The sequence below is a fragment of the Arthrobacter sp. AZCC_0090 genome (assembly GCF_014207375.1).
GTDB lineage: Bacteria > Actinomycetota > Actinomycetes > Actinomycetales > Micrococcaceae > Arthrobacter.
Genome location: NZ_JACHEE010000002.1, coordinates 1 through 25,222 on the forward strand (window position 1 = coordinate 1; position 25,222 = coordinate 25,222).

Here is a 25,222-nt window from a genome sequence, read left to right on the forward strand (position 1 = left end):
GAGGTGACACAGGACCAGCCAAAACAACCAATTCATAAAAACAAATCGGTATCAACAAACTTGGCACACTATTGAGTTCTCAAACAACAGACACAATCCGAATACTTGCCGGAATAAATTCAATCGAATTCTACATTCCGCATTTCTTCGCTGCGATGTTTCTACATTATTTCATTCATTTCAACTTTGCAAATCCAGGATTTCTCCCGAAATTCACCCAAGTGAATCAAATTTCCCCAAAGAGTCGATAAATCGTCCGATTTCCAGACTTTCGTCCAAGCCGGATCATTCACAATTCAATGGGATTTTGTCGCAATTTGTCCGCATCAGCGGCAGCAACTCAGAAAACGATACACGCTCCCCCGGAGCCGCGCAAGTCGGCCCCGGGGGAGCGTGCAATAGTCAGTCTTGGCGTACCCACGCAGCGGAACAAACCCGCCGCGCCCTGGAGTCAAGGAACCGTCAGACGGTCACCTCGACGGTCGCCAGATTCTTCTTCCCCCGTCGCAACAACAGGTACCGTCCGTGAAGCAGTTCCGCCTGGTCGATCACGGCATCGGGGTCGGTCACCTTACTGTTGTTCACGTAAGCGCCGCCCTCCCCCACCGTGCGCCGAGCAGCGGACTTGCTCTCCGACAACCCGGAAGCAACCAAGAGGTCGACGATGCCCAGGCCATCCGCGCCGATCGAGGCAGACGGCAGCTCCGCCGTCGCCGACGCCAAGGTCACTTCGTCCAGAACAGAAAGATCGCCATTGCCGAACAGCGCGGCCGAAGCAGCAATCACTTTCTCCGTCGCGTCCACCCCATGCACCAGCGACGTGACTTCGTAGGCGAGCCTCCGCTGGCCCTCGCGAGCGAACGGACGCTCGGCAACGGCTGCCCCGAGTTCCTCAATCTCCGCTCGGCTCAGGAAAGTAAAGACCTTGAGGCGGTCAACGACGTCGGCGTCTGCAGTGTTGAGCCAGAACTGGTAGAAGGCGTACGGGCTGCACATGTGAGCGTCCAGCCAAATGGCGTTGCCCTCGCTCTTACCGAACTTGGTACCGTCCGAATTGGTAATGAGGGGCGTGCCCAAGGCGTGGACAGTCTTCCCATCGACCTTACGGATCAGCTCCGTGCCACTCGTGAGGTTGCCCCACTGGTCCGAGCCGCCGGTCTGCAGCACGCAATCGTAGTCGCGGTTGAGCTGGAGGTAATCCATGCCCTGCAGGATCTGGTAGCTGAACTCGGTGTAGCTGATGCCCTCATCGGAGCTGAGTCGGGAGGCAACAGCATCCTTACGGAGCATGGTGCCCACGCGGAAGTGCTTGCCGATTTCGCGCAGGAAATCGATGGCACTCAAGGGCGCGGTCCAGTCAAGGTTGTTCACCATGCGTGCCGCATTGTCTCCCTCGAAGCTGAGGAAGCGGCGGACCTGGGCCTGAAGGTACCCAACCCACTCCGAAACGGTGTCCTTGGTGTTCAAGGTGCGTTCCGCCGTCGGGCGCGGATCGCCGATCAGGCCGGTCGACCCGCCCACCAGGCCGAGCGGCTTGTGGCCGGCCAACTGCAGGCGGCGCATGAGCAGGAGCTGGACAAGGTTGCCAAGGTGCAGGGATGGAGCCGTGGGATCGAAGCCACAGTAATACGTGATCGGGTCCCCGCCGAGCAGCTTTTCCAATTCCGTTTCATCAGTGGAAACGTGGATAAGGCCGCGCCATTTGAGCTCTTGCCAGATATTGGCAAAGCCCGGGTCGTTGTGCTGGGACTCGAGGTTGTTTACGTGTGACACGAGTTCTAAGTTAGCAGGGTTGCCGTGGGGCTTGCTTGCATGGCTCAGCGCTCGATACCCGCAGGCAACGGTGCCGCGGTAATGAGGCGCAGCCGCTGCGTCGGACGCGTCATGGCGACGTAAAGATCGCCCACCTTCCCGTGTTCGTGGTTCAGCATGGCAGCAGGCTCAAGAACAACCACGCCATCGAACTCCAGTCCCTTGGCTTCCTTGGGGCTGATGACCACGATGTCCTGGGAGTAGCTGCCCGCTCCGGTGCCCACACGGTGGCCATAGACCCCACGAAGGGCGGCTGCGGCCTGAGGCAGGAGGGCGCCGTCGGCAATCACGGCGAGGAGGCCGCCGTCGATCGCTTCCAGTTCTTCCGGAAGGATTTCGACGAGCCTGTCCACCATCCCGGTTTTGTCCACGCGGTCCACGATGGGCGACCATTTGCCTTCACGGACGGCCTTTGGAGCCGATACAACCAGCCCTGCGCGGTTCGCCATGCGGACCGCCGCTTCGGCGATCTGCGAGGGGGTGCGGTAATTGACGGTGAGTTCTTCGAGCTGCCAGCGGTCCCCGAACGACGGCGCGAGGGCACTTTGCCACGAATTCGCACCGGCAGAGGAACTCGTCTGGGCGATGTCGCCGACGATCGTGAAGGACTTCAACGGGCAGCGGCGGACCAAAAGCCGCCACTGCATGGGCGAGAGTTCCTGGGCTTCGTCCACCACGATGTGTCCGAACGCCCACGAACGGTCGCTCGTGGCTCGTTCTGCCGCGGTCAATCGCGTTTCGCGTTCCTGGTTCTGGTCCGCCAGTTCCTCGGCCGTCATCAACACGTCGACGCCCATGGCCTCCATGTTGACAAGGGTCTGCTTGGCATTGGCGATGTCGCGGGCACGGTCGTGCTCTTGCTGTGCCAGGCCCCTGCCGGCGGCAGGATCCAGCTCGCCCAGGAGCTCAGCGGCCTCGTCGAGGAGCGGAACATCGGCTTCCGTCCACGGGGCATCCGCGGGACGGAGCAGCAGGGCACGCTGCGCCGGCGTGAGGTGCGGCGTGCAGGCTTCCAGGATGGCAGGCTTGCTGAAGAGCTCGGACACGAGCTTCTCGGGCGTCAGCGGCATCCAGCACAGGTTCAGGACAATCCTGACGTCGCGCGCCGAGCGGACGTCTTCGGCGAGGTAGGAACGATCGGCGTTGTTGCCGATGTTCGATTCCTCGACGATCTCCGTCAGCTGCTCTGTGAGCTCGCGCAGCAGGATCTTCACGAACGTCACGCGTGCTTCGTTGTGGGGCTTGCCCGTGGCGCGCGCCCTGTCGCGGGCACGGCGCACCTGCCGGACGGACAAGGTGAGCTTCCGGGAGTCAACCTCGAGGATGCGGTCCTCGGCGGGTATCCGCTGCCGGTTGGCCACGGCATTGGCGATGACATCCGCCATGTTCAGCTTGCCCTTGAGCGCTGCGACATCTGGATCTGGTTCCGGCACGGCATGGATCCCGGGCATGAGGCGGCCCAGGCTTGCCATGACGACGCCGGTCTCACCGAGCGAAGGCAAGACCCGTTCGATGTAGTGCATGAACGACGACGACGGGCCAACGAGAAGGACGCCCGCGGACTTCAGGCGGTCACGGTGGGTGTACAGCAGGTAGGCGGCACGGTGAAGCGCGACGGCGGTCTTGCCGGTACCGGGGCCGCCTTGGACAACCAAGGCTCCCGAGATGGACGAACGGATGATCCGATCCTGCTCGGACTGGATGGTGCCCACGATGTCCGACATACGGCCCGTGCGCTTGGAATTCAGCGCTGCAAGGAGTGCGCCCTCACCTTGGAGCGAGGCGTTGTCCGCCAGCATGCTGGCATCCAGGACATCGTCTTCGATCGCCTTGACCTCGCGACCTTGCAGGATCAGGTGACGACGACGGCGGACGCCTTGCCGATCGAAGGCGGTGGCCTGGTAGAAATGGCCGGCTTCGGGGGCGCGCCAGTCGACCATGAGCCGCTGAAGATCCGCCGTGGAGAGACCGATGCGTCCGATGTACTGCGCCTCTCCGGTGTCCAGGTCAAGGCGTCCGAACACGAGACGGTCGTCGACGGCGTCGAGCTGGGCGAGGCGGTCCTCGTAGAGAGCCGCGAAGGCGTCACGCTCGGAAACGTTCTGCATGGTGCCCACCGCTCCGGCGCGCCGGACCTGTGCCAGCTGCTGGCGCTTTTCCTCCCGCAACTCATCCAGGCGCGAGTAGAGACCGGCCACATACTCCCGCTCGTGGAGCAAATCAGCGTCATGCATCGAAACGTTCCCCTATCGAAAAAGACGGACCGTCCATTCTACAGCGGTTTTGCTTGACGTGCGTGAAACTGCCCGCACGCCGGTGCGTCACGCAATGTTCACCCGGCGCTAACCTCCAGAGCTTTTCACTCCGCACCCGGTGGTGCTTCAATGCTGCAATGCAGCACGACGTTGCCCTGGCCCGACACGGCATCAGCCTGGTCCCGCTCTCCCCCGCGCATGCCGGTCCGCTCTTCGATTTTGTGGACTCCGGGATGTGGTCCGGCATGGCCGCCGAGCAGCCTTTGAGCGCCGCGGAACTGGCCGAACTCTTCGCGGCCCGCCTCGAAGATCCGGCAACCATACCGTTCGCCGTCGTCGAGCAGCGGACGGGGGCGCTGCTCGGAACCACATCCCTCTGCGAGTACAGCCCCCGCCAGCAGCGCTTGGAGATCGGCGGGACCTTCTACGGGCGCCCGTTTTGGGGCAGCCACGTCAATCCGGCCGCGAAACAGCTGCTTCTGGCCTATTCCTTCGACGTGTTGGACGTCCACCGGGTTGGCTTCCGTTGCGATGCGCGCAATACGCGCAGCGCCTCGGCCATTCAGCGGCTCGGCGCGAGCTACGAGGGCACACTGCGCGGGCACCGCTTCGCTCCCGACGGTAGCCGCTGCGACACCGCCGTTTTCTCGATCCTGCGCGACGAATGGCCCCAGGTACGTGAGTCGTTGCTGGGCCGCTTGGCGCCCTTCGAAGTGCCCGACAACCACTGCGCCTATGTCGCCGAGCCGACCCGGACCGAACACGCCGCTTGAAGGATTCCTCCCCGGGGTTCTACAAAGGCTTCTAGACGGCGCGACTCCGGCCCGGCTTGTAACGGGACACCGTGGGGTCCCCGGAGAGCCAGAACCGCCACGGGTAGTCGGCGGAACCGCCGTCGCCGGATACTCCTACCCGGAGGCCGCTCGCGACTGCTGATTGCGCCGCCGGTGTCACCGGAAGTTCGAGTCCGAACGGCTGCGCCAGGGCATCGCGGCCGCTATCCGCCGTGGTCAGCCCCAGGGCTGAGGCAAGCCGGGCCGGTCCGCTGGCAAGGTCCGTCAGCGATCTCGACGCCGGACGGCGGGATTGTGCCAGGGCTTGCCCGGCCACCACCTCGCCTGCCCGCAGCAGCAAGGCGGACGCGACGCCCTCGGGACCGCAAACAATATTGGCGCAATAGTGCATGCCGTAGGTGAAGTAAACGTAAAGGTGCCCTGCCGGACCGAACATCGGTGCGTTGCGGGCAGTGGGTCCGCCGAACGTGTGCGAGCCGGGATCGGGTTGGGCGGAGTCCCGCGGCCCCAGATAGGCCTCAACCTCGCTCAACCGCACGGACACGGTTCCTTCAGGTGACCGGTGGCTCAGCACGGCGCCAAGGAGCAAGGGTGCCACATCCCGCGGATCCCCGGAAAGGATGGCGCGGATGGCTTCTGGAGCTGCACCCTGTGTGGTCATGCCCAGACCCTAACAAAAATCCGCTGGCGAAATCCTCCGGCGACCATGTCCGATTTCCGCTAGGACCGGCATGCGGAGGCTGCGAGGATGAAGTCATGGACTTTTGGCAACGTTACCGTGCCATCGATGCGCGGGATCCCCGGTTCGACGGCCAGTTCTTCACCGCCGTCCGCTCGACGGGCATCTACTGCCGGCCGTCGTGCCCGGCCCGGACGCCCAAGGCCGAAAACGTGACGTTCTACGAGACCTCGGCCGCGGCGCACGAGGCCGGGTACAGGGCGTGCAAGCGGTGCCTCCCTGAAGCCGTTCCCGGCACGCCGGCGTGGAACCTTCGTTCGGACGTCGCCGGCCGGGCCATGCGGCTCATCAACGATGGCGCAATCTCCCGGGTGGGCGTCGAAGGACTCGCCACCAGGTTGGGCTACTCTTCCCGCCAACTCAACAGGATCCTCAGCCATGAACTCGGCGCCGGGCCGCTGTCCCTGGCACGGGCCAGCCGGGCCCAGACAGCCAGGACACTCTTGGTATCCACCTCAATGAAGCTCGCGGACGTCGCGTTCGCCGCCGGGTTCAACAGTGTCCGCCAGTTCAACGACACCATCAACGAAGTCTTCGCCCTGACTCCTACAGCGCTCCGGGCCACCGCGAAGCCCTTTGGCCATCAGGGCGGGGCCACCTCCTTGACCCTCAACCTTCCGTACCGCAAGCCTTTTGATACTAGGATTTTCGATTTCCTCGCCGCCCGCGCGGTTCCCGGAATCGAGCTGGCGGGTGCGGACAGCTACGCGCGAACCCTCCGCTTGCCGCGCGGCAATGCCGCGTTCACGGTGGAGTACGACGCCCGGGCGCGCGGCGGTGCGCTGACGCTCGCCGTCAGCGCCCTGGATCTCCACGATCTTCCGGTCCTGTTGAGCCGCGTGCGCCGGTTATTCGATCTCGACGCCGATCCCATAGCCGTGGACGAGGCACTGGCCGCCGATGCCCGGCTCGGCCTATCCGTGCGCGGGACCCCGGGGATCAGGGTCCCGGGCGCCGTGGACCCCCAGGAGCTGCTGATCCGGGCGATGATCGGCCAGCAAATCACGGTGGCGGCCGCCCGCACGGCGCTGACCCATCTGTCCGACGCCGGAACCCGCCTGCCGGAAGGGCACGCCGGACATGCACTGGGCCTGGACCGTTTGTTCCCCACCGCGGAGGAAATCGCCGGCTCCGGCGCAGGATTGCTGAAGGGGCCGCAGCGCCGCATTGATTCCGTGCTGGCCGCTGCGGGGGCCATCGCCAGCGGGGAACTCGACTTCGACTACGGCGACGACCCCCAAACACTGGCCGACAAACTGCTGCCGCTGCCGGGCGTCGGGCCCTGGACGGTTGGCTATGTTGCGATGCGGGTCATCGGCGATCCGGATGTTTTCCTGGCCAACGATGCAGCGGTCCGGAACGGACTCAAGAATCTCGAGGCCGCGGAGGGATTGCCCGCCGACTTCCACAATGTGAGCCCGTGGCGTTCCTATGCCACAATGCACCTCTGGCGGGCAGCGGCAAGCAAACGCAGGAGCGCTACTTCACCACTTGAGTGCTCGACGGCCAGGGCAGCAGCTCCGGCAAGTCAACACCGTCCGCGTCGGCAGAAGCCCGCAAGCTCCCCAGGGTAGGCGTCCGGCCGGCGAGCCAGGCCGCGATATCCGTGATCATGCCGTTGATGGCGACCGACTGCCGGCCCGAGCCGATGACGAGCTGCGGCAAGCCCAAGGGCTGAAGCACGAACTTGTGGTCTGCCGGAACTCGCGCGGAGAGGAAATCGAAGAGGTGCTCGCAGAACTGCCTGCTCCAGGTCTCCGGGCCGCGGCCCGTTCCCAGGTCCGTGACGTGGATAACCAGTTCGCGCCAGAGCGCCAGACCGCCGTCGAGCACTGTTCCATTCCGGAAGCTAATCCGGGTGTTCCAACCGGACTCCACGAGACCGTCGAAGGCCCTCAAGGCCCGGGCGAGGGCGGCTTCTGTCTCGTCTCGGTGTTCGGCGAGGCTGTGGCTGGCCGCCAGCTCAATGGCCTTCGTGCGGCCCTCGTAGCCGCCGTCGTAGATGTCGATGGTCTCGCCCCGGGCGGCGTATTCCAGTTGGCGCGCCATGGCGTTGGAGATGCCGGCAATGTGCGCCAGCACGTGGCCGCGGGTCCACCCGGGCAGTTGGGAGGGAGCTTTGACATCAGCGTCGTCGAGCTTGGAGACGACTTCGGTGACAGTGCCGGCTGCTTTGTGGAGCTCGGCAAGAAGCGCTGAGGTAGTGATCTCGGTCATAGCGCCATAGTATCCGACAGAGTTAACGACTCTTAACGGACAAAACGGACAATGCCCCCTCGGCTTTGGCGTGAAACCACCGACACTCCAGCACTTTCTGAAGGAGCGTCGGCCGAAACGGGGCCAAAGCTGAGGGAGCGTCTTGGACGCTAGCCCGCGTACCCGCGTACCAGGCCGAGTTCAGCCTCAAGCGCCGTCAGCTGGCGCTCGACGGCGGCCGGAGCCGTGCCGCCCTGCGAGTTGCGGCTGTTGAGCGAACCTTCGGTGCTGAGCACGGAGCGGACCTCGGGGGTCAGGTGCTGCGAAATGCTCGCGTACTCCTCGTCGGTCAGGTCCCATAGTTCGACGCTTCGTCCTTCAGCGAGCTTCACCGCGGCACCGGAGAGCTCGTGGGCCTCCCGGAACGGCACGCCCTGGCGGACAAGCCATTCGGCGATGTCCGTCGCAAGCGCGAAGCCCTGCGGTGCCAAGGAAGCCATGCGCTCGGTGTTGAAGGTGAGCGTGGCGATCATGCCGGAGACCGCCGGGAGCAGCACTTCCAAGGTATCTGCGGCGTCGAAGACCGGCTCCTTGTCCTCCTGCAGATCGCGGTTGTACGCGAGCGGCAGCCCCTTGAGCGTCGCCAACAGGCCGGCCAGGTTGCCGATGAGGCGCCCTGCCTTGCCGCGGGCGAGCTCGGCGACATCCGGGTTCTTCTTCTGCGGCATGATCGAAGACCCCGTGGAGTATGAATCATGGAGCGTCACAAAGGAGAACTCCTTGGTGGCCCACAGGATGACTTCCTCGGAAACCCGCGACAAGTCCACGCCGATCATCGAGCAGATCCACGCGAACTCGGCGAAGACATCGCGCGAAGCGGTGCCGTCGATCGAGTTGTGAACCGCCGAGAAGAAGCCGAGGTCCGCGGCGACGGCCTCAGGATCCAGGCCGAGCGAGGAACCCGCCAAGGCACCGGAACCGTACGGCGAGATGCCGGCACGCTTGTCCCAATCCTGGAACCGCTGCACATCGCGCAACAGTGCCCAAGCGTGGGCCAGCAGGTGGTGGCTCAACAGGACCGGCTGGGCATGCTGCAGATGGGTCCGGCCGGGCATGGCAACGCCCTGGTGGGCTTTGGCCTGCTCCACAAGGGCGTCGATCGTGGCGAGCACGCCGCGGGCGATGATGCGGGCGTGGTCGCGCAGGAACATCCGGCCCAACGTGGCCACCTGGTCGTTGCGCGAACGCCCTGCCCGGAGCTTGCCGCCCAGATGGGTTCCAGCCCGCTCAATGAGTCCGCGTTCGAGGGAACCGTGGACGTCCTCATCGCTCTCGGCAGGCTGGTAGGCGCCGCTCGCGACGTCGTCATCCAACTGGGTGAGCGCCGCGAGCATGCCTTCGAGTTCGCCGTCGTCGAGCAGCCCCGCCTTGTGCAGCACGCGGGCATGCGCCTTGGAGCCGGCGATGTCGTAGCGGGCCAGCCGCCAGTCAAAATGCGTGGACTTGCTCAGTGCGGCAAGCGCATCTGCAGGGCCGCCGGCGAACCGGCCACCCCACAGTGCGCCTTCATTTGTTGCCGACGTCATTTGCCCGCAACCCGCAGGTCGCGGCCTGCGGCGACCTTGGAGGACATGCCCCACAGCTCGATGAAGCCCTTGGCCTGCGATTGGTCGAAGGTGTCGCCGGTGTCGTACGTGGCGAGGTCGAAGTCGTAGAGCGAGGTGTCGGAGCGGCGGCCGTTGACGATGGCCTGGCCACCGTGCAGGACCATACGGATCTCGCCCGAGACGTACTTCTGGGTGTCCTCGATGAAGGCGTCCAGCGAGCGCTTGAGCGGGGAGAACCACTGGCCGTCGTAGACCAGCTCGGACCAACGCTGGCCGACGGTAGCCTTGAAGCGGGCCTGCTCACGCTCGATGGTCACATCTTCAAGGTGCTTGTGCGCCGTAATGAGGGCCATTGCACCCGGAGCTTCGTAGATTTCGCGGGACTTGATGCCGACAAGGCGGTCCTCGACGACATCGATGCGGCCAACGCCCTGGGCTCCGGCGCGGCGGTTCAGCTCCTGGATGACCTGCAGCGGGGTGCGCTTGACGCCGTCGATCGCCACCGGTACGCCGGCTTCGAAGGTGATGGTGACCTCGTCCGGTGCCGGCGGGAATTCCGGGGTGGCCGTGTAGTCGTAGATGTCCTTGGTGGGAGCGTTCCAGATGTCCTCGAGGTAACCGGTCTCGACGGCGCGTCCCCAGACGTTCTGGTCGATCGAATACGGGTTCTTCTTGGTGGTTTCGATCGGGAGTCCCTTTTCCTCGGCGAAGGCAATGGCCTTGTCGCGGGTCAGGGCGAGGTCGCGGACAGGTGCGACGCACTTCAGGTCCGGGCCTAGGGTCTGGATGCCGACCTCGAAGCGGACCTGGTCGTTGCCCTTGCCCGTGCAGCCGTGCGCAACTGTGGTGGCGCCGAATTCGCGGGCGGCCTTGACGAGGTGCTTGACGATCACCGGACGGGAGATCGCCGAAACCAGCGGGTAGTGGCCCTGGTAGAGGGCGTTGGCCTTCAGCGTGGGCATGGCGTATTCATTGGCGAATTCGTCGCGGGCGTCGGCCACGTAGGCCTCGACGGCGCCGCAGCCGAGGGCGCGCTGGCGGATGGTCTCCAGCGACTCGCCGCCCTGTCCGACGTCGACCGCCACGGCGATGACCTCGGCGCCGGTGGCTTCACCGATCCAGCCGATGGCTACGGAAGTATCAAGGCCACCGGAGTAGGCCAGAACAATGCGCTCAGTCACGAGAGTGCTCCTTTGTTGTTGCTTGGTTCTTTGGGTCAATGCTTGGGTCGGGCCGAAGGCCCGGGTATAACAGTGCCGGAATGGTTCAGTTGCCGGGCTGGATCAGTTGCCCGAATCGCTTAGTTGCTTGGTCCGGCTTCCTGGGCCAGTTGGAGGAATCGAGCCGCCAGTTCGGCGCCGCCATCGGGATCCCTGGCAACCAAAAGCAAGGTGTCATCGCCTGCGATCGTACCCAATACAGACGGCATCACCGAGTGGTCGATGGCCAGGGCGAGGAAGTTGGCGGCGCCCGGCGGCGTCCGCAGCACCACGATATTGCCCGAAGCCTCCGCGGTGACCAGCAGCTCACCGCAAAGCCGCGACAGGCGGGCATCAAGGATTTCCTGGGTGATGCCGCTTTTGGCATTGCGCTCACCGCCTTCGCCGGGCACCGCGTAGACCAGTGCGCCTTCCTTGCCGCGCACGCGCACAGCCCCCAGTTCCACCAGGTCCCGGGAGAGGGTCGCCTGGGTGACCTGGACGCCGTCGTCCGCCAGCAAGGCCGCGAGCTCCGCTTGCGAGCGCACGGACTGTCCCGTCAGGATCGCGGTGATCCGCGCCTGCCGGGCCGTCTTGGTGGCGGGGCTGGCGCCTTGCGACGCCGGATGGGTGGACACTAGTTGCTGCCCTCCGCGGGCACCGCGGACGCCACCAATGGTGCGAGGCCTTCCACAAGGGCCAGCCCGGACTGGTGCATGAGCCAGGCCATGAGTGCCTTCTGGGCATGCAGGCGGTTCTCGGCCTCATCCCAGACGATGGACTGCGGCCCATCGATAACGCCTGCGGAGATTTCGTAGCCGCGGTAGGCGGGCAGGCAGTGGAGCACGACGGCGTCGGGCGCCGCCTGCGCCATCGCGGCCTCGTCCACGGAGTACTCGCGGAAGAGCTGCATCCGGGCTTCCTTTTCGGCCTCCTGGCCCATGGACACCCATGTGTCGGTGGCGACGACGTCGGCGCCTTTGAGTGCCTCGGCCGCGTCAGTCGTGATGAGCACGGAACCGCCGGTCTCTGCGGCGCGCTCCTCCGCTGCGGCAACGATGTCGGCAGCCGGCAAGTAGCCTTCCGGGCCTGAGATCCTGACGTGCATGCCCGCCGTGACGCCGGCCAGGAGGTATGAGTTGGCCATGTTGTTCGCGGCGTCGCCCAAGTAGGCGATGGTCAGACCCTTGAGTTCGCCTTTGTGTTCCTTGACCGCCAGCAGGTCGGCCAGGAGCTGACAGGGGTGGTAGTCATCGCACAAGGCATTGATGACGGGAACCTTGGAGTTTTCAGCCATGGCTACGAGGCCGGAGTGCGCCGAGGTGCGCCACACGATAGTGGAGACCATGCGTTCGAGGACCTTCGCAGTGTCTTCCACGGATTCCTTGTGGCCGATCTGCGCCTCGCCGGGATTGATGATGAGCGCGTTGCCGCCCATGTCGGCTATTCCGGTTGCGAAGGACACCCGGGTACGCGTGGAGGTCTTGTCGAAGATGACGGCGACGGTCTTGCGCCCGTTGCCGTCCGCTGCGAATGGTTGGACGCTGTACGGGGCGGCCTTCATCCGGACTGCGAGGTCAAGCACTTCGGCTTGCTCGGCAGGGGTGAGATCCGTGTCCTTGAGGAAGTGACGTGTGGAGGTGTTCACTGTGCGTCCTTAGCGGTCAGGGATGCAGCGGTCTGGGATGCAGCGGTCAGGGCTGCCGCCGCTTTGATGATGCCGGGCAGCGCATCGAGGAAACTCTCGGCTTGCTCGATTGTGAGGATGAGCGGCGGAGCCAGCCGGATGGTGCGCGGGCCGGGACTGTTGATGATGAAGCCTGCGTCGAGCGCGGCGGTCACCATGGCGGGCGCGATGTCGGCGTCAACGTCGAAACCGACCAGGAGGCCTTCGCCACGGACTTCCGTGACGCCGCCGACGTCGGACAGTCCGGCCCGCAGCCGGGCGCCGACGGCGAGCACGTTCGCCAGCACGCCCTGGCTTTCGATGGCATGCAAGGTGGCGAGGGCGGCGGCCGTGGCCACCGGATTCCCGCCGAATGTGGTGCCGTGCTGACCCGCGGTCAGGAGCGACGACGTCGGCTCGCCGAAAGTGACGAGCGCGCCGACCGGGAAGCCGCCGCCCAGGCCCTTCGCGAGGGTCACGGCGTCGGGGACGATTCCGGCGTCTTCGCTGGCCAACCATTTGCCGGTCCGGCCGATGCCGGTCTGGACCTCGTCCAGGATCAGCAGCGCGCCGGCAGCGGTGGTGGCTTCGCGGGCCGCCCGCAAGTACTCGACACTGAGCGGGCGGACGCCGGCTTCGCCTTGGATGGGCTCAAGGAACACTGCGGCCGTGGTTTCGTCGATCGCCGCACGGAGGGCCTCGATGTCACCGAACGGGATGTGGACGACTCCGCCGGGCAACGGCTCGAACGGCGCCCGGTACGCTTCCTTGGCGGTCAAGGCGAGCGCACCCATGGTCCGGCCGTGGAAGGCACCTTCAAGGGCGATGATCTTGGTGCGCTTGGCTGACTTTGCACCGGGCCCTTCACTGTTGCGCCGCGCCAGCTTGAAAGCGGCCTCGTTGGCTTCCGTGCCGGAGTTGGCGAAGAACACCTTGGATCCGGCAGGAGCCTTGGTGATGGCCAGCAGTTTCTCGGCGAGCGCGATCTGCGTGGGGCTCGTGAAGAAATTCGAGACATGGCCCAGGGTGGCGAGCTGGCTGGCGATCACCGAGGTGACGAACGGGTGGGCGTGGCCCAGGGCGTTGACGGCAATGCCACCCAGGAGGTCCAGGTATTCCTTGCCGTCGGCGTCCCATACCAGCGCCCCTGCACCGCGGACCAAGACCCGCTGCGGGGTGCCGAAGACCCCCATGAGTGAAGAGGAGTAGCGGGCCAGCCAGTCACTTCCCGTGCTCTGGGAAACGAGCGTGGTTTCGGCGGGATGGCTTAGTTCGGTGTGACTCATGAGTTCACTTCCTCGTCGGGGACTACTTGGGTTCCGATGCCTGCGGTCGTAAAGGTTTCCAGGAGCATGGAGTGCGGCAGGCGGCCGTCCACGATGTGCGCCCGCTCCACTCCTTCGTCAATGGCCTTCAAACAAGCGGCCATTTTCGGGATCATGCCGGACTCGAGGCGCGGCAACATCTCCCGCAACTCCGTGGCCGTCAGCGAGGAGATGAGCGAGGATTTGTCCGGCCAGTTGGCGTAGAGGCCTTCGACGTCGGTCAGGATGACGAGTTTGGATGCCCCCAGCGCTGAGGCGACCGCCGCTGCAGCGGTGTCCGCGTTGACGTTGAGGACCTGCCCCGTAGTGGAGCCCGTACCGTCCCCTTCGTCAAGGATCTCGGGGGCGACCGTGGAAATCACCGGGATCCGGCCGGCGTCGAGGATGTCCTCGATACCCGTGGGATCAACACCTACCACTTCGCCAACGAGGCCGAGGTCCACCTCCTCGCCATCCACCACAGTGCCGGTGCGCACCGCGCGGAGGAGGCCGCCGTCTTCACCGGACATGCCCACGGCATAAGGCCCGTGGGAGTTGATGAGGCCCACGAGTTCGCGCCCCACCTGTCCGGTGAGCACCATGCGGACCACGTCCATGGCCTCCGGGGTGGTGACGCGCAAGCCTCCCTTGAATTCGGATTCGATGCCGAGCCTGCTGAGCATCGAGTTGATCTGCGGGCCGCCTCCATGCACCACCACCGGGTGGATGCCCACGTGGTGCAGGAACACGACGTCCTCGGCGAAGGCCCGGCGGAGTTCCTCGTTGACCATGGCGTTCCCGCCGTACTTGATCACCATGGTGGTGCCAGCGAAACGCTGGATCCAGGGCAATGCTTCGATCAGGGTCGCAGCCTTGTCCTGGGCTGTTTTTGCCGAATCGGCGCCGATCGACGTATTTTCGCGGGTGTGCGCAGTCATGGTCATCCCCGTCTAGCTCGAGTAGGCGCTGTTCTCATGCACGTACTCGTGCGTGAGGTCGTTGGTCCAGATGGTGGCCTCTGCGTCGCCGGCCTGCAAGTCGATCTCCACAAGCACCTCGCGGGGTTCAAGGTCCACAAGGTTGCGGTCGTCGCCGATACTGCCGTTGCGGCAGATCTGGATGCCGTTCATGGAAACGTTGAGCTGGTCCGGTTCGAAGACGGCATCCGTGGTGCCCACCGAGGACAGGACACGGCCCCAATTGGGATCCTTGCCGAAGATCGCGGTCTTGAAGAGGTTGGAGCGGGCCACGGAACGGCTGACGATTTCTGCGTCGCGCTCGCTCGCCGCGTTGAACGTCCGGATGGCGATGTCGTGGCTGGCGCCTTCGGCGTCGCCGATCAGCTTGCGGGCAAGTTCGGCGCACACCTGGGTGATTCCGGCACCCAGCTGTTCGGCGGATGGGATGGCCTCGGACGCACCGGAGGCCAGCAGGACGACCGTGTCGTTGGTGGACATGCAACCGTCCGAGTCCGCCCGGTCAAAGGTGACGCGGGTAGCGTCGCGGAGGACGACGTCGAGCTCTTCGGCCGGGACCTGGGCATCCGTGGTGAGCACCACCAGCATGGTGGCGAGGCCGGGTGCCAGCATGCCGGCGCCCTTCGCGATGCCCCCGACCGTGAAGGTGTTGCCTTCGGCATCGGTGCCGCTGAAGACTGCTTCCTTCGCAACGCTATCCGTGGTCATGATCGCCGTAGCGGCTGCGAGGCCGCCGTCTTCGGAAAGCTCCGCGAAAGCCGCGTCGATGCCCGGAATGATCTTATCCATAGGCAGTTGCTCACCGATGAGCCCGGTAGAGCAGACCACGACGTCGGAGGCGGAGATCCCGAGGACAGCCGCCACTTTCTCGGCAGTTGCGTGCGTATTTTGGAATCCCTGGGGCCCGGTGCAGGCGTTGGCCCCGCCGGAATTCAGCACGACTGCATCCACGCGCCCGTCGGAGACAACTTGGCGCGACCAGTGCACGGGAGCCGCGGCCACGCGGTTGGACGTGAAAACGGCTGCTGCCGCTTTGAGCGGGCCATCGTTGACAACCAAGGCGAGGTCGGGATTACCCGATGCCTTGATACCGGCTTTGACGCCGGCGGCCCGGAATCCTTGGGGGGCAGTGATGGTCACGGAGCAACTCCTTGGACGTTGAGGCCGGCGGATTCGTCCAGGCCGAGGGCGATATTCATGGACTGCACGGCGCCGCCGGCTGTCCCCTTGGTCAGATTATCGATGGCGCACGTGACAATGACGCGGCCGGAATGTTCATCAAATGCCAATTGCATGACGGCGTGGTTGGAACCCTGCACCGACTTGGTGGTGGGCCATTGGCCTTCGGGCAGCAGGTGGGCGAACGGTTCGTCGTCGTACACTTCGGCCCAGGCGCTACGGAGTTCGGCAGCGGTGACGCCTGGCTTGGCCTTGGCCGTTGCCGTGCTCAGGATGCCGCGGCTCATGGGCGCGAGGGTAGGGGTGAAGGACACTGTGACCTGTTCACCGGCGGCGTTGGAGAGGCCTTGCTCGATCTCGGGCGTGTGGCGGTGGCCGCCGCCAACGCCGTAGGGGCTCATGGAGCCCATGACCTCGGAGCCGATGAGGTTGACCTTGGCCGCTTTGCCGGCGCCCGAGGTGCCTGAGGCCGAGACAATCACGACGTCGTCCGGCTGGAGAAGCTTATTGGCGAAGCCCGGCGTGAGGGCGAGGAGAGCCGACGTCGGGTAGCAACCGGGCACCGCAATCCGCTTCGCGCCCTTGAGCGCGTCGCGCTGGCCGGGAAGTTCCGGCAGCCCGTAGGGCCAGGTCCCGGCATGGGCGGAGCCGTAGAACTTTTCCCACGCCGCGGGGTCTTCGAGACGGTGATCCGCGCCTGCGTCGATCACCAGAGTGCCCTCCGGCAACTGTGCAGCGATCTCAGCCGAGGCTCCATGCGGGAGCGCCAGGAACACGACGTCGTGGCCCGCGAGGTTTTCCACGCTGGTGTCTTCGAGAATCCGGCTGGCCAAACCATGGAGATGCGGCTGCAACTCCCCTAGTCTGGAACCGGCATTGCTGTGTGCGGTGATCGCACCGATGGTGACGTCCGGATGGCCCGCCAAGAGGCGCAGCACCTCTCCCCCGGCGTAGCCGCTGGCACCGGAGACGGCAACAGAAATAGTCATGGCAAGACTATACAGCAAAACTATTCACAATTGCCGATATTTATGCATGTCCTCTTTGCCAGCCGATCGTCTAGGAGCGTGCAGAGGGGGCGTATGCTGAATAGAGGGTGATCTAGACCGTGCAGCCGATCGTCGGTTGCAGCGTTGCCCGTTATTGTTACGGGGCAACTGCATATGTCACCGACCTCCACCACGGAACGTCCCCTTAAGAGCGTCCGGCCACCCAACACGGTCGTGCTCAGCTATTCCGAACTCCTCAAGACAGTCCGCGCGGAAGGGCTCTTGAAGCGCCGCGTCGGCTTCTATATCAGCGTTTTCGCGGCATTGGTCCTCTTGCTGACAGGCACTTGGTTTGGCTTTGCGCTCATCGGCCATAGCTGGTACCAGCTCCTCATCGCCGCCGCCCTTGGCATCCTCTGCACCCAGCTGAGCTTCCTTGCACACGAGGCCGGCCATCGCCAGATTTTTGCCTCGCGGAGGGCAAATGACTGGTCTGCCCGCATCCTGGCTACCTCGGTTGCCGGCATCAGTTACTCCTGGTGGGAACAGAAACACGGCGCGCACCACAACAACCCGAACGTGATTTCCAAGGACCCCGACATCAAGACCGGAGCCTTGGCTTTCCACGTTGAAGCCGCTGCAGGCAGGAAGGGACGTTTCGCGTTCCTCACCCGCAGGCAAGGCTGGTTCTTCTTCCCCCTCCTGATGCTGCTGGGCATCAGTCTGCAATTCGAATCCTTGATGTACATCCTCCGTCCAGGGGCGATTAAGCACCGCTGGGTGGAGACCCCCATTCTCCTGGCACGGCTCCTCGCGCTGCCGGTCCTCGCCTTCACTTTCCTGCCGATTGGCCTGGCTTTCGCTTTCCTTGGCGTCCAGATCATGGTGTTCGGCTTTTACATGGGTGCTTCCTTCGCCCCGAACCACAAGGGCATGCCGGTCCTGCCAGCCGATTCACGCGTCGATTTCCTGCGTCGCCAGATTCTGACTGCCAGGAACATCTCCGGCGGACCCTTCATGAACATCCTCCTCGGCGGCCTCAACCACCAAGCCGAACACCACTTGTTCCCGGACATGGCACGCCCCCACCTGCGCCGCGCCTCGGAGATCGTTCGGGACTACTGCGAAAAGCACTCCATTCCCTACACCGAAACCACATTGATGCAGTCCTACGCAATCGTCGTGCGTTACCTCAACGAGGTAGGACTCGCTGCCGGCCGCGGCTTTGACTGCCCCGTGGCTTCCGCTCACGGACGAGGCTGAACACTCCCAGAAGGTCAACTGCGCACGTTACGGGCAAATCACCGGGCGGGCCCCGACTGGACACCCGACGGATTCCGCTCCCTAGGATGGTTGTGTGAATGCGGGCACGAAAGTGCCCCGACGGAGAAGGAGACTCATGACGCACGCGATCATTGCCCGGCACGCCGGAGGACCGGAAGTCCTCGAACTCACCGAGGCAGAGGTTCCAACCCCAGGCCCGCGCCAGCTGCTCGTCAGGGTTGCAGCCGCCGGAGTGAACTTCATCGACACCTATCAGCGCAGTGGCATCTACAAGGTTGAATACCCTTTCACCCCCGGCTCCGAATCGGCCGGCACCGTGGAGGCTATCGGTGCGGACGTCGATGACTTCGCTGTCGGAGACCGGGTGGCTACCGCAGAAGGTTCCCGCAGCTACGCCGGGTACACTCTGGTAGACGCCGACAAAGCGCTTCCCGTGCCTGACGGCGTCGACGACCACACGGCCGCAGCCCTTCCGCTGCAAGGCATGACAGCGCATTACCTGATCAATTCCTCCTTCCGGGTGGAACCTGGCCACACGGTCTTGACCCACGCCGGTGCTGGCGGTGTGGGACTCATCCTGACGCAATTGCTCAAGGCACGCGGCGCGCGCGTCATCACCACCGTCTCCTCGGATGAGAAGGAAGTCCTGGCCCGGGAGGCGGGCGCAGACGTGGTCCTGCGCTATGCAGGATTCGCCGCCAAAGTCCGCGAGCTGACGGGCGGCGAAGGAGTCAATGTCGTGTACGACGGCGTTGGCAAGGATACTTTCGACGATTCCCTTGCGAGCCTGCGTATCCGCGGCTCACTGGTCCTGTTCGGGGCAGCCTCCGGACCCGTGCCTCCCTTTGATCCCCAGCGGCTGAACGCGGGCGGATCACTATCCCTGACACGTCCCACAATCAGCCATTTCCTGCAGAACCCGCAGGAGCGGCGCTGGCGTTCGGCCGAAATCTTCGGCGCCGCCGCGAGCGGAGCGCTCAAAGTCAGGATTGGCGGGACTTACCCCCTCGTTCAAGCAGCCCAGGCCCATCGTGACTTGGAAGCCCGCAAGACCACAGGCAAGTTGCTCCTGGTTCCATGATTGCGACAACCGCAAAATGATTTTTCAGTTAATATTGGGCTAAGCCACAGCAACGGCCAGACGACCGCTGACACTTTCTGTTCACCTCTATCCGCGAAACTTCGAACGTGACCCAGGAACATGAAATTCCGGCGGACCGCTTGGAACTCCAAGCCGTGCATCTGCCCCAGCTGCCAGGTGCGTCAGCCGCGCCGCCAGCGCGCACGCTCATCGAAATCATCGATGACACGGCACGGTCGTTTCCCGAAGCCTCTGCCCTCGATGACGGGCGCAAGTCGCTGAGTTACTCCGAACTCATGGCGCAGGTGCGCAGTTTTGCTGCCACGCTCAACGCAGCGGGACTTGGCCCCGGAGACAAGATCGGCGTCCGGATTCCCTCCGGCACCAACGATCTCTACATTGCCATCCTGGCGATTCTCTCGATTTCTGCCGCCTACGTGCCAGTTGACGCTGATGATCCCGAGGAACGGGCACGGCTGGTTTTCGCAGAGGCCAAAGTGTCTGCCGTCATCGCAAAGGGCCGAAAGATCGAAGTCACCGGGGAGCGGCCAACACCGCACCCAGCCCCGCGTGGACCAGGGCTGGATGACGATTCCTGGGTCATCTTCACGTCTGGCTCCACCGGAACGCCCAAGGGTGTAGCAGTGCGGCACCGATCGTCCGCAGCGTTTGTTGACGCCGAGGCCCGGCTCTTCCTCCAGGAGGATCCCGTCGGGCCGCAGGACCGCGTTCTCGCCGGTCTTTCCGTGGCGTTCGACGCTTCATGCGAAGAGATGTGGCTGGCGTGGCGGCACGGCGCCTGCCTGGTCCCGGCTCCGCGTGCCCTGGTGCGTTCAGGCATGGACCTTGGCCCGTGGCTTATCAACCATGGCATCACAGTAGTGTCTACCGTTCCCACGCTCGCGGCCCTGTGGCCGGCGGAAGCCCTCGAGAACGTGCGACTGCTCATTTTCGGCGGCGAAGCCTGCCCTCCCGAACTCGCCGAGCGCCTCGCGGTGGACGGCCGCGAAGTGTGGAACACGTATGGCCCCACCGAAGCAACCGTCGTGGCCTGCGCTGCTCCCCTCGATGGCAACGGTCCCGTCCGGATCGGCTTGCCGCTGGACGGCTGGGACCTTGCTGTTGTCGACCCCGCCGGAGTTCCCGTCGCCGAAGGTGAGACGGGCGAATTGATCATTGGCGGCGTGGGGCTGGCGCGCTACCTCGATCCTGCTAAAGACTCTGAAAAATATGCACCCATGCCGTCCTTGGGATGGGAACGGGCGTACCGTTCCGGCGACCTCGTGCGCTACGAGGACGCCGGCCTCATTTTCCAGGGCCGAGCAGACGAACAAGTCAAGCTGGGTGGCCGGCGGATCGAACTCGGTGAGATCGACGCCGCTCTGCAGGCCCTGCCGGGCGTTGCCGGGGCCGCCGCGGCCGTCCGTACGACGGCGGCCGGGAACCAGATACTGGTCGGCTACCTGGCGCCTGCCGGACCTGAGGACATTGACCTCGCGGCTTCCCGGGAGTTGCTCACCGAGAGCCTTCCCGCTGCGCTGATCCCACTGCTGACGGTGGTGGATTCCCTTCCGACGAAGACGAGCGGCAAAGTGGACCGGCATTCGCTGCCCTGGCCGTTGGCGGGCGCCGGAGCAGCCGATGCGGACAAGGCACCGCTCAACCTTCCCGAGGACGCCCAGTGGGTGGTTGAGCAATGGGAAAGCATCTTGGGTTCCCGCGTCACGTCGCTTGACGCGGACTTCTTCGCCTACGGTGGCGGCTCCCTCGCCGCGGCCCAGCTCGTCTCGGCCCTGCGCGTGCACTACCCCACCATCACGGTCGCAGAGATCTACGCGACCCCCCGGGTGGGCGCACTGATCGATGCCGCGCGGCAGTCGCTGCCGGAAGGCGGCATCCAGGGGCCCGCAGCCGAACGCACGGTTCGCCCGACCTCCCGGAAATCGCAGATCTTCCAGACCTTGATGGGCCTTTTCCTCAACATCCTGGTGGGCATGCGTTGGCTCACCTACCTCATGGCTGCCAACCACTTGCTGGCGGACTTCGCCGGATTTTCTGCAGCACCCGTGGTGTCCTGGTGGTGGATTTTGGCTTCCTGGCTGGTGTTCGTCAGTCCGCCGGGCCGCATGGCGATTTCGATTCTGGCTGCGCGAACCCTCTTGCGTGGGGTCCAGGCCGGAACCTACCCCCGCTCGGGCAAAGTTCATTTGAAGCTGTGGCTTGCTGAACAGATCCAGGACCTCTCGGGCGCCATCAGCCTCGCCAGCGCGCCGTGGGTTCCCTACTACGCGAGGGCGCTGGGTGCGAAGATCGGGAACAACGTCCATTTGCATTCCTTGCCTCCGGTCACCGGACTGCTTTCCCTGGGCAGCGGATGCAACATCGAACCCGAGGTGGATCTCTCCGCTTGGTGGATCGACGGTGACTACGTCCACATCGGCGCCATCCATGTGGGTGCCGGCGCCACAGTGGGCTCCCGAAGCACCCTTATGCCCGGAACCAGCATCGGCGCAGGCGCGCGTGTAGAACCCGGCTCAGCAGTTTTGGGCAAGGTCAAGGCCGGGCACCTTGTTGCTGGCTCCCCTGCCGAACGGCGTGGCAAAGCCAAGAATGAATGGCCGGAGACCCCGTCGTCCCACCATCTGATCGGCCGGCTCTGGTTCGCGGCGTTCGCAACGGCTTCGGCGCTGCTGGCCTTGATACCCTACGTCTCGGCATTCGCCGGCGCCTGCGTGGTCCTGGCCTTCATCCAAGGCAGGAGTTCCCTGCAAGATGCCTTCCCGGAACTCTTGCCTGCCATCCCTTTGGCTGCGCTTGCATGGTTCCTGTGCAACCTCCTGCTGATCCTGGCGACCACCCGGATGCTGGGCATCGGTCTCAAGGAGGGGTACTACCGAGTTCGCAGCCGCGTTGGCTGGCAAGTTTGGGCCACTGAACGTGTATTGGACATGGCGCGGGACCTGCTTTTCCCCATCTACGCGAGCCTTTTCACCCCCGTGTGGCTGCGCCTGCTGGGTGCCAAAGTAGGCCGCAACGTGGAGGCTTCCACGGTTCTTCTGCTGCCGCGCATGACGACCATCGGCGAAGGCGCGTTCCTGGCGGACGACACCATGGTGGCCTCTTACGAGCTTGGCGGGGGCTGGATGAAGATTGGGCCGGCCAAGATCGGCAAACGCTCCTTCCTGGGCAATTCGGGCATGACGGCCGCGGGCCGCAGCGTACCCAAGAATTCACTGGTCGCGGTGCTGTCTGCCACGCCGGCCAAGGCAAAATCGGGCACCTCTTGGCTGGGCAGTCCGCCCGTCAGGCTGCGCCGCACCGCCGTGAATGCCGACCAGAGCCTCACCTTCAACCCGCCGTTGGCCCTCAAGGCCAAGCGCGCCCTGTGGGAACTGTGCCGTTTGGTGCCGGTCATCCTGACGGTGGCGATCGCGGTCGGGACCATGCTGGTCCTCGACTGGATCGCCTCGGAATCCTCATACTGGCTGGCGGCCGTCCTGGGAGGCGTCGTGGTCCTTGCCGCGGGTGCCGTGGCCGCGGCAAGTTCGGTCGCCGCAAAATGGATTTTGGTGGGCCGCATCAGGGAGGGCGAGCATCCGCTGTGGAGCTCGTTCATTTGGCGGAATGAAGTGGTGGATACCTTCATCGAGATGGTGAGCGCCCCATGGTTCGCGCGTTCAGCATCCGGCACGCCGGCTCTGGTGTGGTGGCTCAGGGCACTCGGTGCGAAAATCGGCCGGGGTACTTGGTGCGAAAGCTACTGGTTGCCCGAAGCCGACCTTGTCACGCTCGGCGAAAGCTCCACGGTCAACCGTGGCTGCGTGGTCCAGACCCACCTCTTCCACGACCGCATCATGAGCATCGACACCGTGGTTCTCGGGGACGGTGCCACGATGGGCCCGCACGGCGTCATCCTGCCTCGCGCCAGCATCGGGGCGGGCGGAACCGTAGGGCCGGCGTCGCTCGTCATGCGGGGTGAAACTGTTCCTGCGGGCACATACTGGATGGGCAACCCCGTCAGCCCCTGGTCCGGGCCGTAGCGTAGATTGGCAAGAGGACCGGTGGGAAACCAGCCGATGACGACAGCAGCACAGCAAGCTACACGGAGGCAGCCAGCGCACATGAGCCGCAGCGAACCGGGAACGATCAGAACTGCCGCCGATCCCTACACCCTGCACCACGGGAGTACGGCATTCGAGGTGTTGCGGTATGAACTGGACTTGGACTACAGCCTGGGCAGCAATAGACTCAACGGCCGCGCGATGCTTCGTTGCATGGCGCTCGAAGACACAGATTCCGTGGTCCTCGATCTGGTGGGATTGAAGGCTTCCAAGATCCTGGTCGACGGCAAGAAGGTACCGAAGTTCAGCCCCCGCGGCGAGCACCTCGTGATCTCCGTCAAGGACCGGCTGCGGGCTGGCAAGTCGTTCACTGTCGAGCTCCGCTACGACGGCAATCCGAAGCCGCGCCGCGGCCTATGGGGCGAAGTCGGTTGGGAGGAGCTCGACGACGGCGTGCTGGTTGCGGGCCAGCCGAACGGCGCCGCTTCCTGGTTCCCGTGCAAGGACCACCCGCGGCACAAATCCAGCTACTTGATCAGTATCACGACCGACGACAACTACCGCGCCATATGCAACGGCCGCCTCGTCTCACACAGCCGGAAATCAAGCCGTGAGACCTGGGTATATGAACAAAGCGAGCCGATGGCGAGCTACCTCGCCACGGTTCAGATCGGCCGTTATCGGCTCCACCAGCTGAACCCCTCCCCCAACCGGTCGGACGCCGGGACGGCCCACCATGCCGAAGGCCCGCGGCACACTCCAGTGCCCCAGTTTGTTGCCGTCTCCCCCAGCTTGTTGGCAGAGGCCCGGGAAGGCCTGGCACGGCAAACCGACATGATGCGAACCTTTGTGGACTGTTTCGGTCCGTACCCTTTTGCGGAATACACGGCCGTGGTCACCGACGATGAACTCGAAATCCCCCTTGAAGCACAGACGCTTTCCATCTTCGGCCGGAACCACATGGAGCAATCGTGGGAGGCGCAGCGCCTGATCGCCCACGAGCTGTCACACCAATGGTTCGGCAACTCGCTCACTGCGAGCAGTTGGCGGGATATCTGGCTGCACGAGGGCTTCGCCTGTTATGCGGAATGGATCTGGTCCGAGGAGGCCGGCGTCATGTCCCTCGCCAACCGAACGAGGGCCGCGTGGCGCAAGCTCGACGCCGGCGCCCAGGATCTGGTGATCGGCGACCCCGGGCCGGAGCGAATGTTCGATGACCGCGTCTATAAGCGTGGGGCGCTGGCTCTCCACGCCATCCGTCTTGCGTGCGGTGACACAGCGTTCTTCGGTTTGCTGCGGCACTGGACGGAGACCATGCGCCACGGCTCGGTGTCCACGGCGGAATTCATCGCCACGGCCGACGCCTACGTTCCGGGGCTCGACGCCGCCAGTGTGCTGGAGCCCTGGCTCTACCGGGCAAGACTCCCCGCTTTCGGCTCATCCAAGGGGTTCAGCTAAGACGGTGTTATCGCGACTGCGGCAACCAGTCCGGCCGGAAGCTCCTGGCCATCAGCATTGTACGGGAGCTTGAGATCCCATAGCCCTGGCCTTTCCAACACGTCGAGGGAGTTCGGGTCCACCCTGAGTCCTTCGCCTGTCATCTTCAACCAGGCTTCCTTTCGCGCCCACAATCGTGTGCGCTCTTGCGCTTGGTCCCCGGGTTCCATCGCGTTGAGATGGCGGTGCTCACCTGCGGTCAGGGCGACGTCGTCGAAGCCTGCGAATTCCGTACCAACCGCATTTTCCAGATCGACTCCCAGCCGAAGCCCGGGTTCCGGGTGCACGACGGTGGCAAACAGCACCCAGCCCGACGCTCGCGAGGCGCTCAGCACCAGCGGCGCGGGACCGTCGTCGAACAGGTATCCGGGCCGGCCATGCGCAATGTCCGGCCCGGCACCGCATTCCGGGCACTCATAGGCCGCCTGGAGCTTCGAGGCCGGAACACCCAGTAGGTTGGCGGCAATGTTCTGCTGAGCCACCCTGGATGCCAAGAACTTCGAGCGCAGGACCGGGGCCATGGCGTTTCCGCGAAGGATCTCGGCCGGAGACAACAATTCCGCCGCCATCTGCTCGATAGCG

The 25,222-nt window shown here is 64.6% G+C and carries 19 protein-coding genes; 6 read left to right on the forward strand and 13 right to left on the reverse strand.

Features of this window, described 5'->3' with window-relative positions; translation table 11 throughout:
- Window positions 1–462 precede the first annotated feature (462 nt).
- Both tyrS and HNP00_RS02750 read right to left on the reverse strand, forming a co-directional pair.
- A complete protein-coding gene (gene tyrS / locus HNP00_RS02745) occupies window positions 463–1,773 on the reverse strand; it encodes a tyrosine--tRNA ligase (RefSeq protein WP_184735692.1) in 1,311 nt (436 codons plus the stop codon).
- 44 nt (window positions 1,774–1,817) lie between these two features.
- Window positions 1,818–4,046, reverse strand: a complete 2,229-nt coding sequence (locus tag HNP00_RS02750; RefSeq protein ID WP_184735695.1) for an AAA family ATPase — start codon at window positions 4,044–4,046, stop codon at window positions 1,818–1,820.
- Between the two features lie 158 nt (window positions 4,047–4,204).
- Between HNP00_RS02750 and HNP00_RS02755 the strand changes: the two genes are divergently transcribed.
- Window positions 4,205–4,840: a GNAT family N-acetyltransferase gene (locus tag HNP00_RS02755; RefSeq protein WP_184735697.1), complete on the forward strand. Its 636-nt coding sequence runs from the start codon at window positions 4,205–4,207 to the stop codon at window positions 4,838–4,840.
- Between the two features lie 31 nt (window positions 4,841–4,871).
- Here HNP00_RS02755 and HNP00_RS02760 read toward each other — a convergent pair whose 3' ends face one another.
- Window positions 4,872–5,522, reverse strand: coding sequence for a DNA-3-methyladenine glycosylase (locus HNP00_RS02760; RefSeq protein WP_184735699.1), 651 nt, complete (start codon window positions 5,520–5,522; stop codon window positions 4,872–4,874).
- 95 nt (window positions 5,523–5,617) lie between these two features.
- On the opposite strand from HNP00_RS02760, the gene HNP00_RS02765 reads away from it, so the two are divergent.
- Entirely contained in the window at window positions 5,618–7,174 is a 1,557-nt protein-coding gene (locus tag HNP00_RS02765) for an AlkA N-terminal domain-containing protein (RefSeq protein WP_184735701.1), read from the forward strand.
- On the opposite strand, the gene HNP00_RS02770 is transcribed toward HNP00_RS02765, so the two are convergent.
- The 9 genes from HNP00_RS02770 to argC all read right to left on the reverse strand — a co-directional run bounded on the left by HNP00_RS02770 (window position 7,080) and on the right by argC (window position 16,717).
- Window positions 7,080–7,817, reverse strand: a complete 738-nt coding sequence (locus HNP00_RS02770; RefSeq protein WP_184735703.1) for a maleylpyruvate isomerase family mycothiol-dependent enzyme — start codon at window positions 7,815–7,817, stop codon at window positions 7,080–7,082. The genes HNP00_RS02765 and HNP00_RS02770 overlap by 95 nt on opposite strands.
- A gap of 149 nt (window positions 7,818–7,966) precedes the next feature.
- A complete protein-coding gene (gene argH, locus HNP00_RS02775) occupies window positions 7,967–9,382 on the reverse strand; it encodes an argininosuccinate lyase (protein WP_184735705.1) in 1,416 nt (471 codons plus the stop codon).
- On the reverse strand, window positions 9,379–10,584 hold the full coding sequence (locus HNP00_RS02780; protein WP_184735707.1) for an argininosuccinate synthase: 1,206 nt from the start codon (window positions 10,582–10,584) through the stop codon (window positions 9,379–9,381). Before HNP00_RS02780 ends, argH begins: the two co-directional genes overlap by 4 nt.
- A gap of 119 nt (window positions 10,585–10,703) precedes the next feature.
- On the reverse strand, window positions 10,704–11,240 hold the full coding sequence (locus HNP00_RS02785) for an arginine repressor (RefSeq protein WP_184735709.1): 537 nt from the start codon (window positions 11,238–11,240) through the stop codon (window positions 10,704–10,706).
- Entirely contained in the window at window positions 11,240–12,250 is a 1,011-nt protein-coding gene (gene argF / locus HNP00_RS02790; RefSeq protein ID WP_184735711.1) for an ornithine carbamoyltransferase, read from the reverse strand. Before argF ends, HNP00_RS02785 begins: the two co-directional genes overlap by 1 nt.
- A complete protein-coding gene (locus HNP00_RS02795; protein ID WP_184735713.1) occupies window positions 12,247–13,554 on the reverse strand; it encodes an acetylornithine transaminase in 1,308 nt (435 codons plus the stop codon). The genes argF and HNP00_RS02795 overlap by 4 nt, the downstream gene beginning before the upstream one ends.
- Window positions 13,551–14,510 carry an acetylglutamate kinase gene (gene argB / locus HNP00_RS02800; protein ID WP_184735715.1) on the reverse strand — a complete coding sequence of 320 codons (960 nt, stop codon included), beginning with the start codon at window positions 14,508–14,510 and terminating at the stop codon, window positions 13,551–13,553. Before argB ends, HNP00_RS02795 begins: the two co-directional genes overlap by 4 nt.
- Window positions 14,511–14,522: 12 nt before the next feature.
- Window positions 14,523–15,689, reverse strand: coding sequence for a bifunctional glutamate N-acetyltransferase/amino-acid acetyltransferase ArgJ (gene argJ, locus HNP00_RS02805; RefSeq protein WP_184735717.1), 1,167 nt, complete (start codon window positions 15,687–15,689; stop codon window positions 14,523–14,525).
- A complete protein-coding gene (gene argC / locus HNP00_RS02810; protein WP_184735720.1) occupies window positions 15,686–16,717 on the reverse strand; it encodes an N-acetyl-gamma-glutamyl-phosphate reductase in 1,032 nt (343 codons plus the stop codon). The genes argJ and argC overlap by 4 nt, the downstream gene beginning before the upstream one ends.
- A gap of 174 nt (window positions 16,718–16,891) precedes the next feature.
- Between argC and HNP00_RS02815 the strand changes: the two genes are divergently transcribed.
- The 4 genes from HNP00_RS02815 (at window position 16,892) to HNP00_RS02830 (ending at window position 24,601) form a co-directional block, all read left to right on the forward strand.
- Window positions 16,892–17,980 carry an acyl-CoA desaturase gene (locus HNP00_RS02815; RefSeq protein ID WP_184735722.1) on the forward strand — a complete coding sequence of 363 codons (1,089 nt, stop codon included), beginning with the start codon at window positions 16,892–16,894 and terminating at the stop codon, window positions 17,978–17,980.
- 136 nt (window positions 17,981–18,116) lie between these two features.
- Window positions 18,117–19,082, forward strand: a complete 966-nt coding sequence (locus HNP00_RS02820; RefSeq protein WP_184735724.1) for a quinone oxidoreductase — start codon at window positions 18,117–18,119, stop codon at window positions 19,080–19,082.
- A 107-nt stretch (window positions 19,083–19,189) separates the two neighbouring features.
- On the forward strand, window positions 19,190–23,122 hold the full coding sequence (locus tag HNP00_RS02825) for a Pls/PosA family non-ribosomal peptide synthetase (protein ID WP_184735727.1): 3,933 nt from the start codon (window positions 19,190–19,192) through the stop codon (window positions 23,120–23,122).
- Between the two features lie 81 nt (window positions 23,123–23,203).
- Entirely contained in the window at window positions 23,204–24,601 is a 1,398-nt protein-coding gene (locus HNP00_RS02830) for a M1 family metallopeptidase (protein ID WP_184735729.1), read from the forward strand.
- Here HNP00_RS02830 and HNP00_RS02835 read toward each other — a convergent pair.
- Entirely contained in the window at window positions 24,598–25,209 is a 612-nt protein-coding gene (locus HNP00_RS02835) for a 4'-phosphopantetheinyl transferase superfamily protein (RefSeq protein ID WP_184735731.1), read from the reverse strand. The two genes, HNP00_RS02830 and HNP00_RS02835, sit on opposite strands and share 4 nt — an antisense overlap.
- Window positions 25,210–25,222 lie beyond the last annotated feature (13 nt).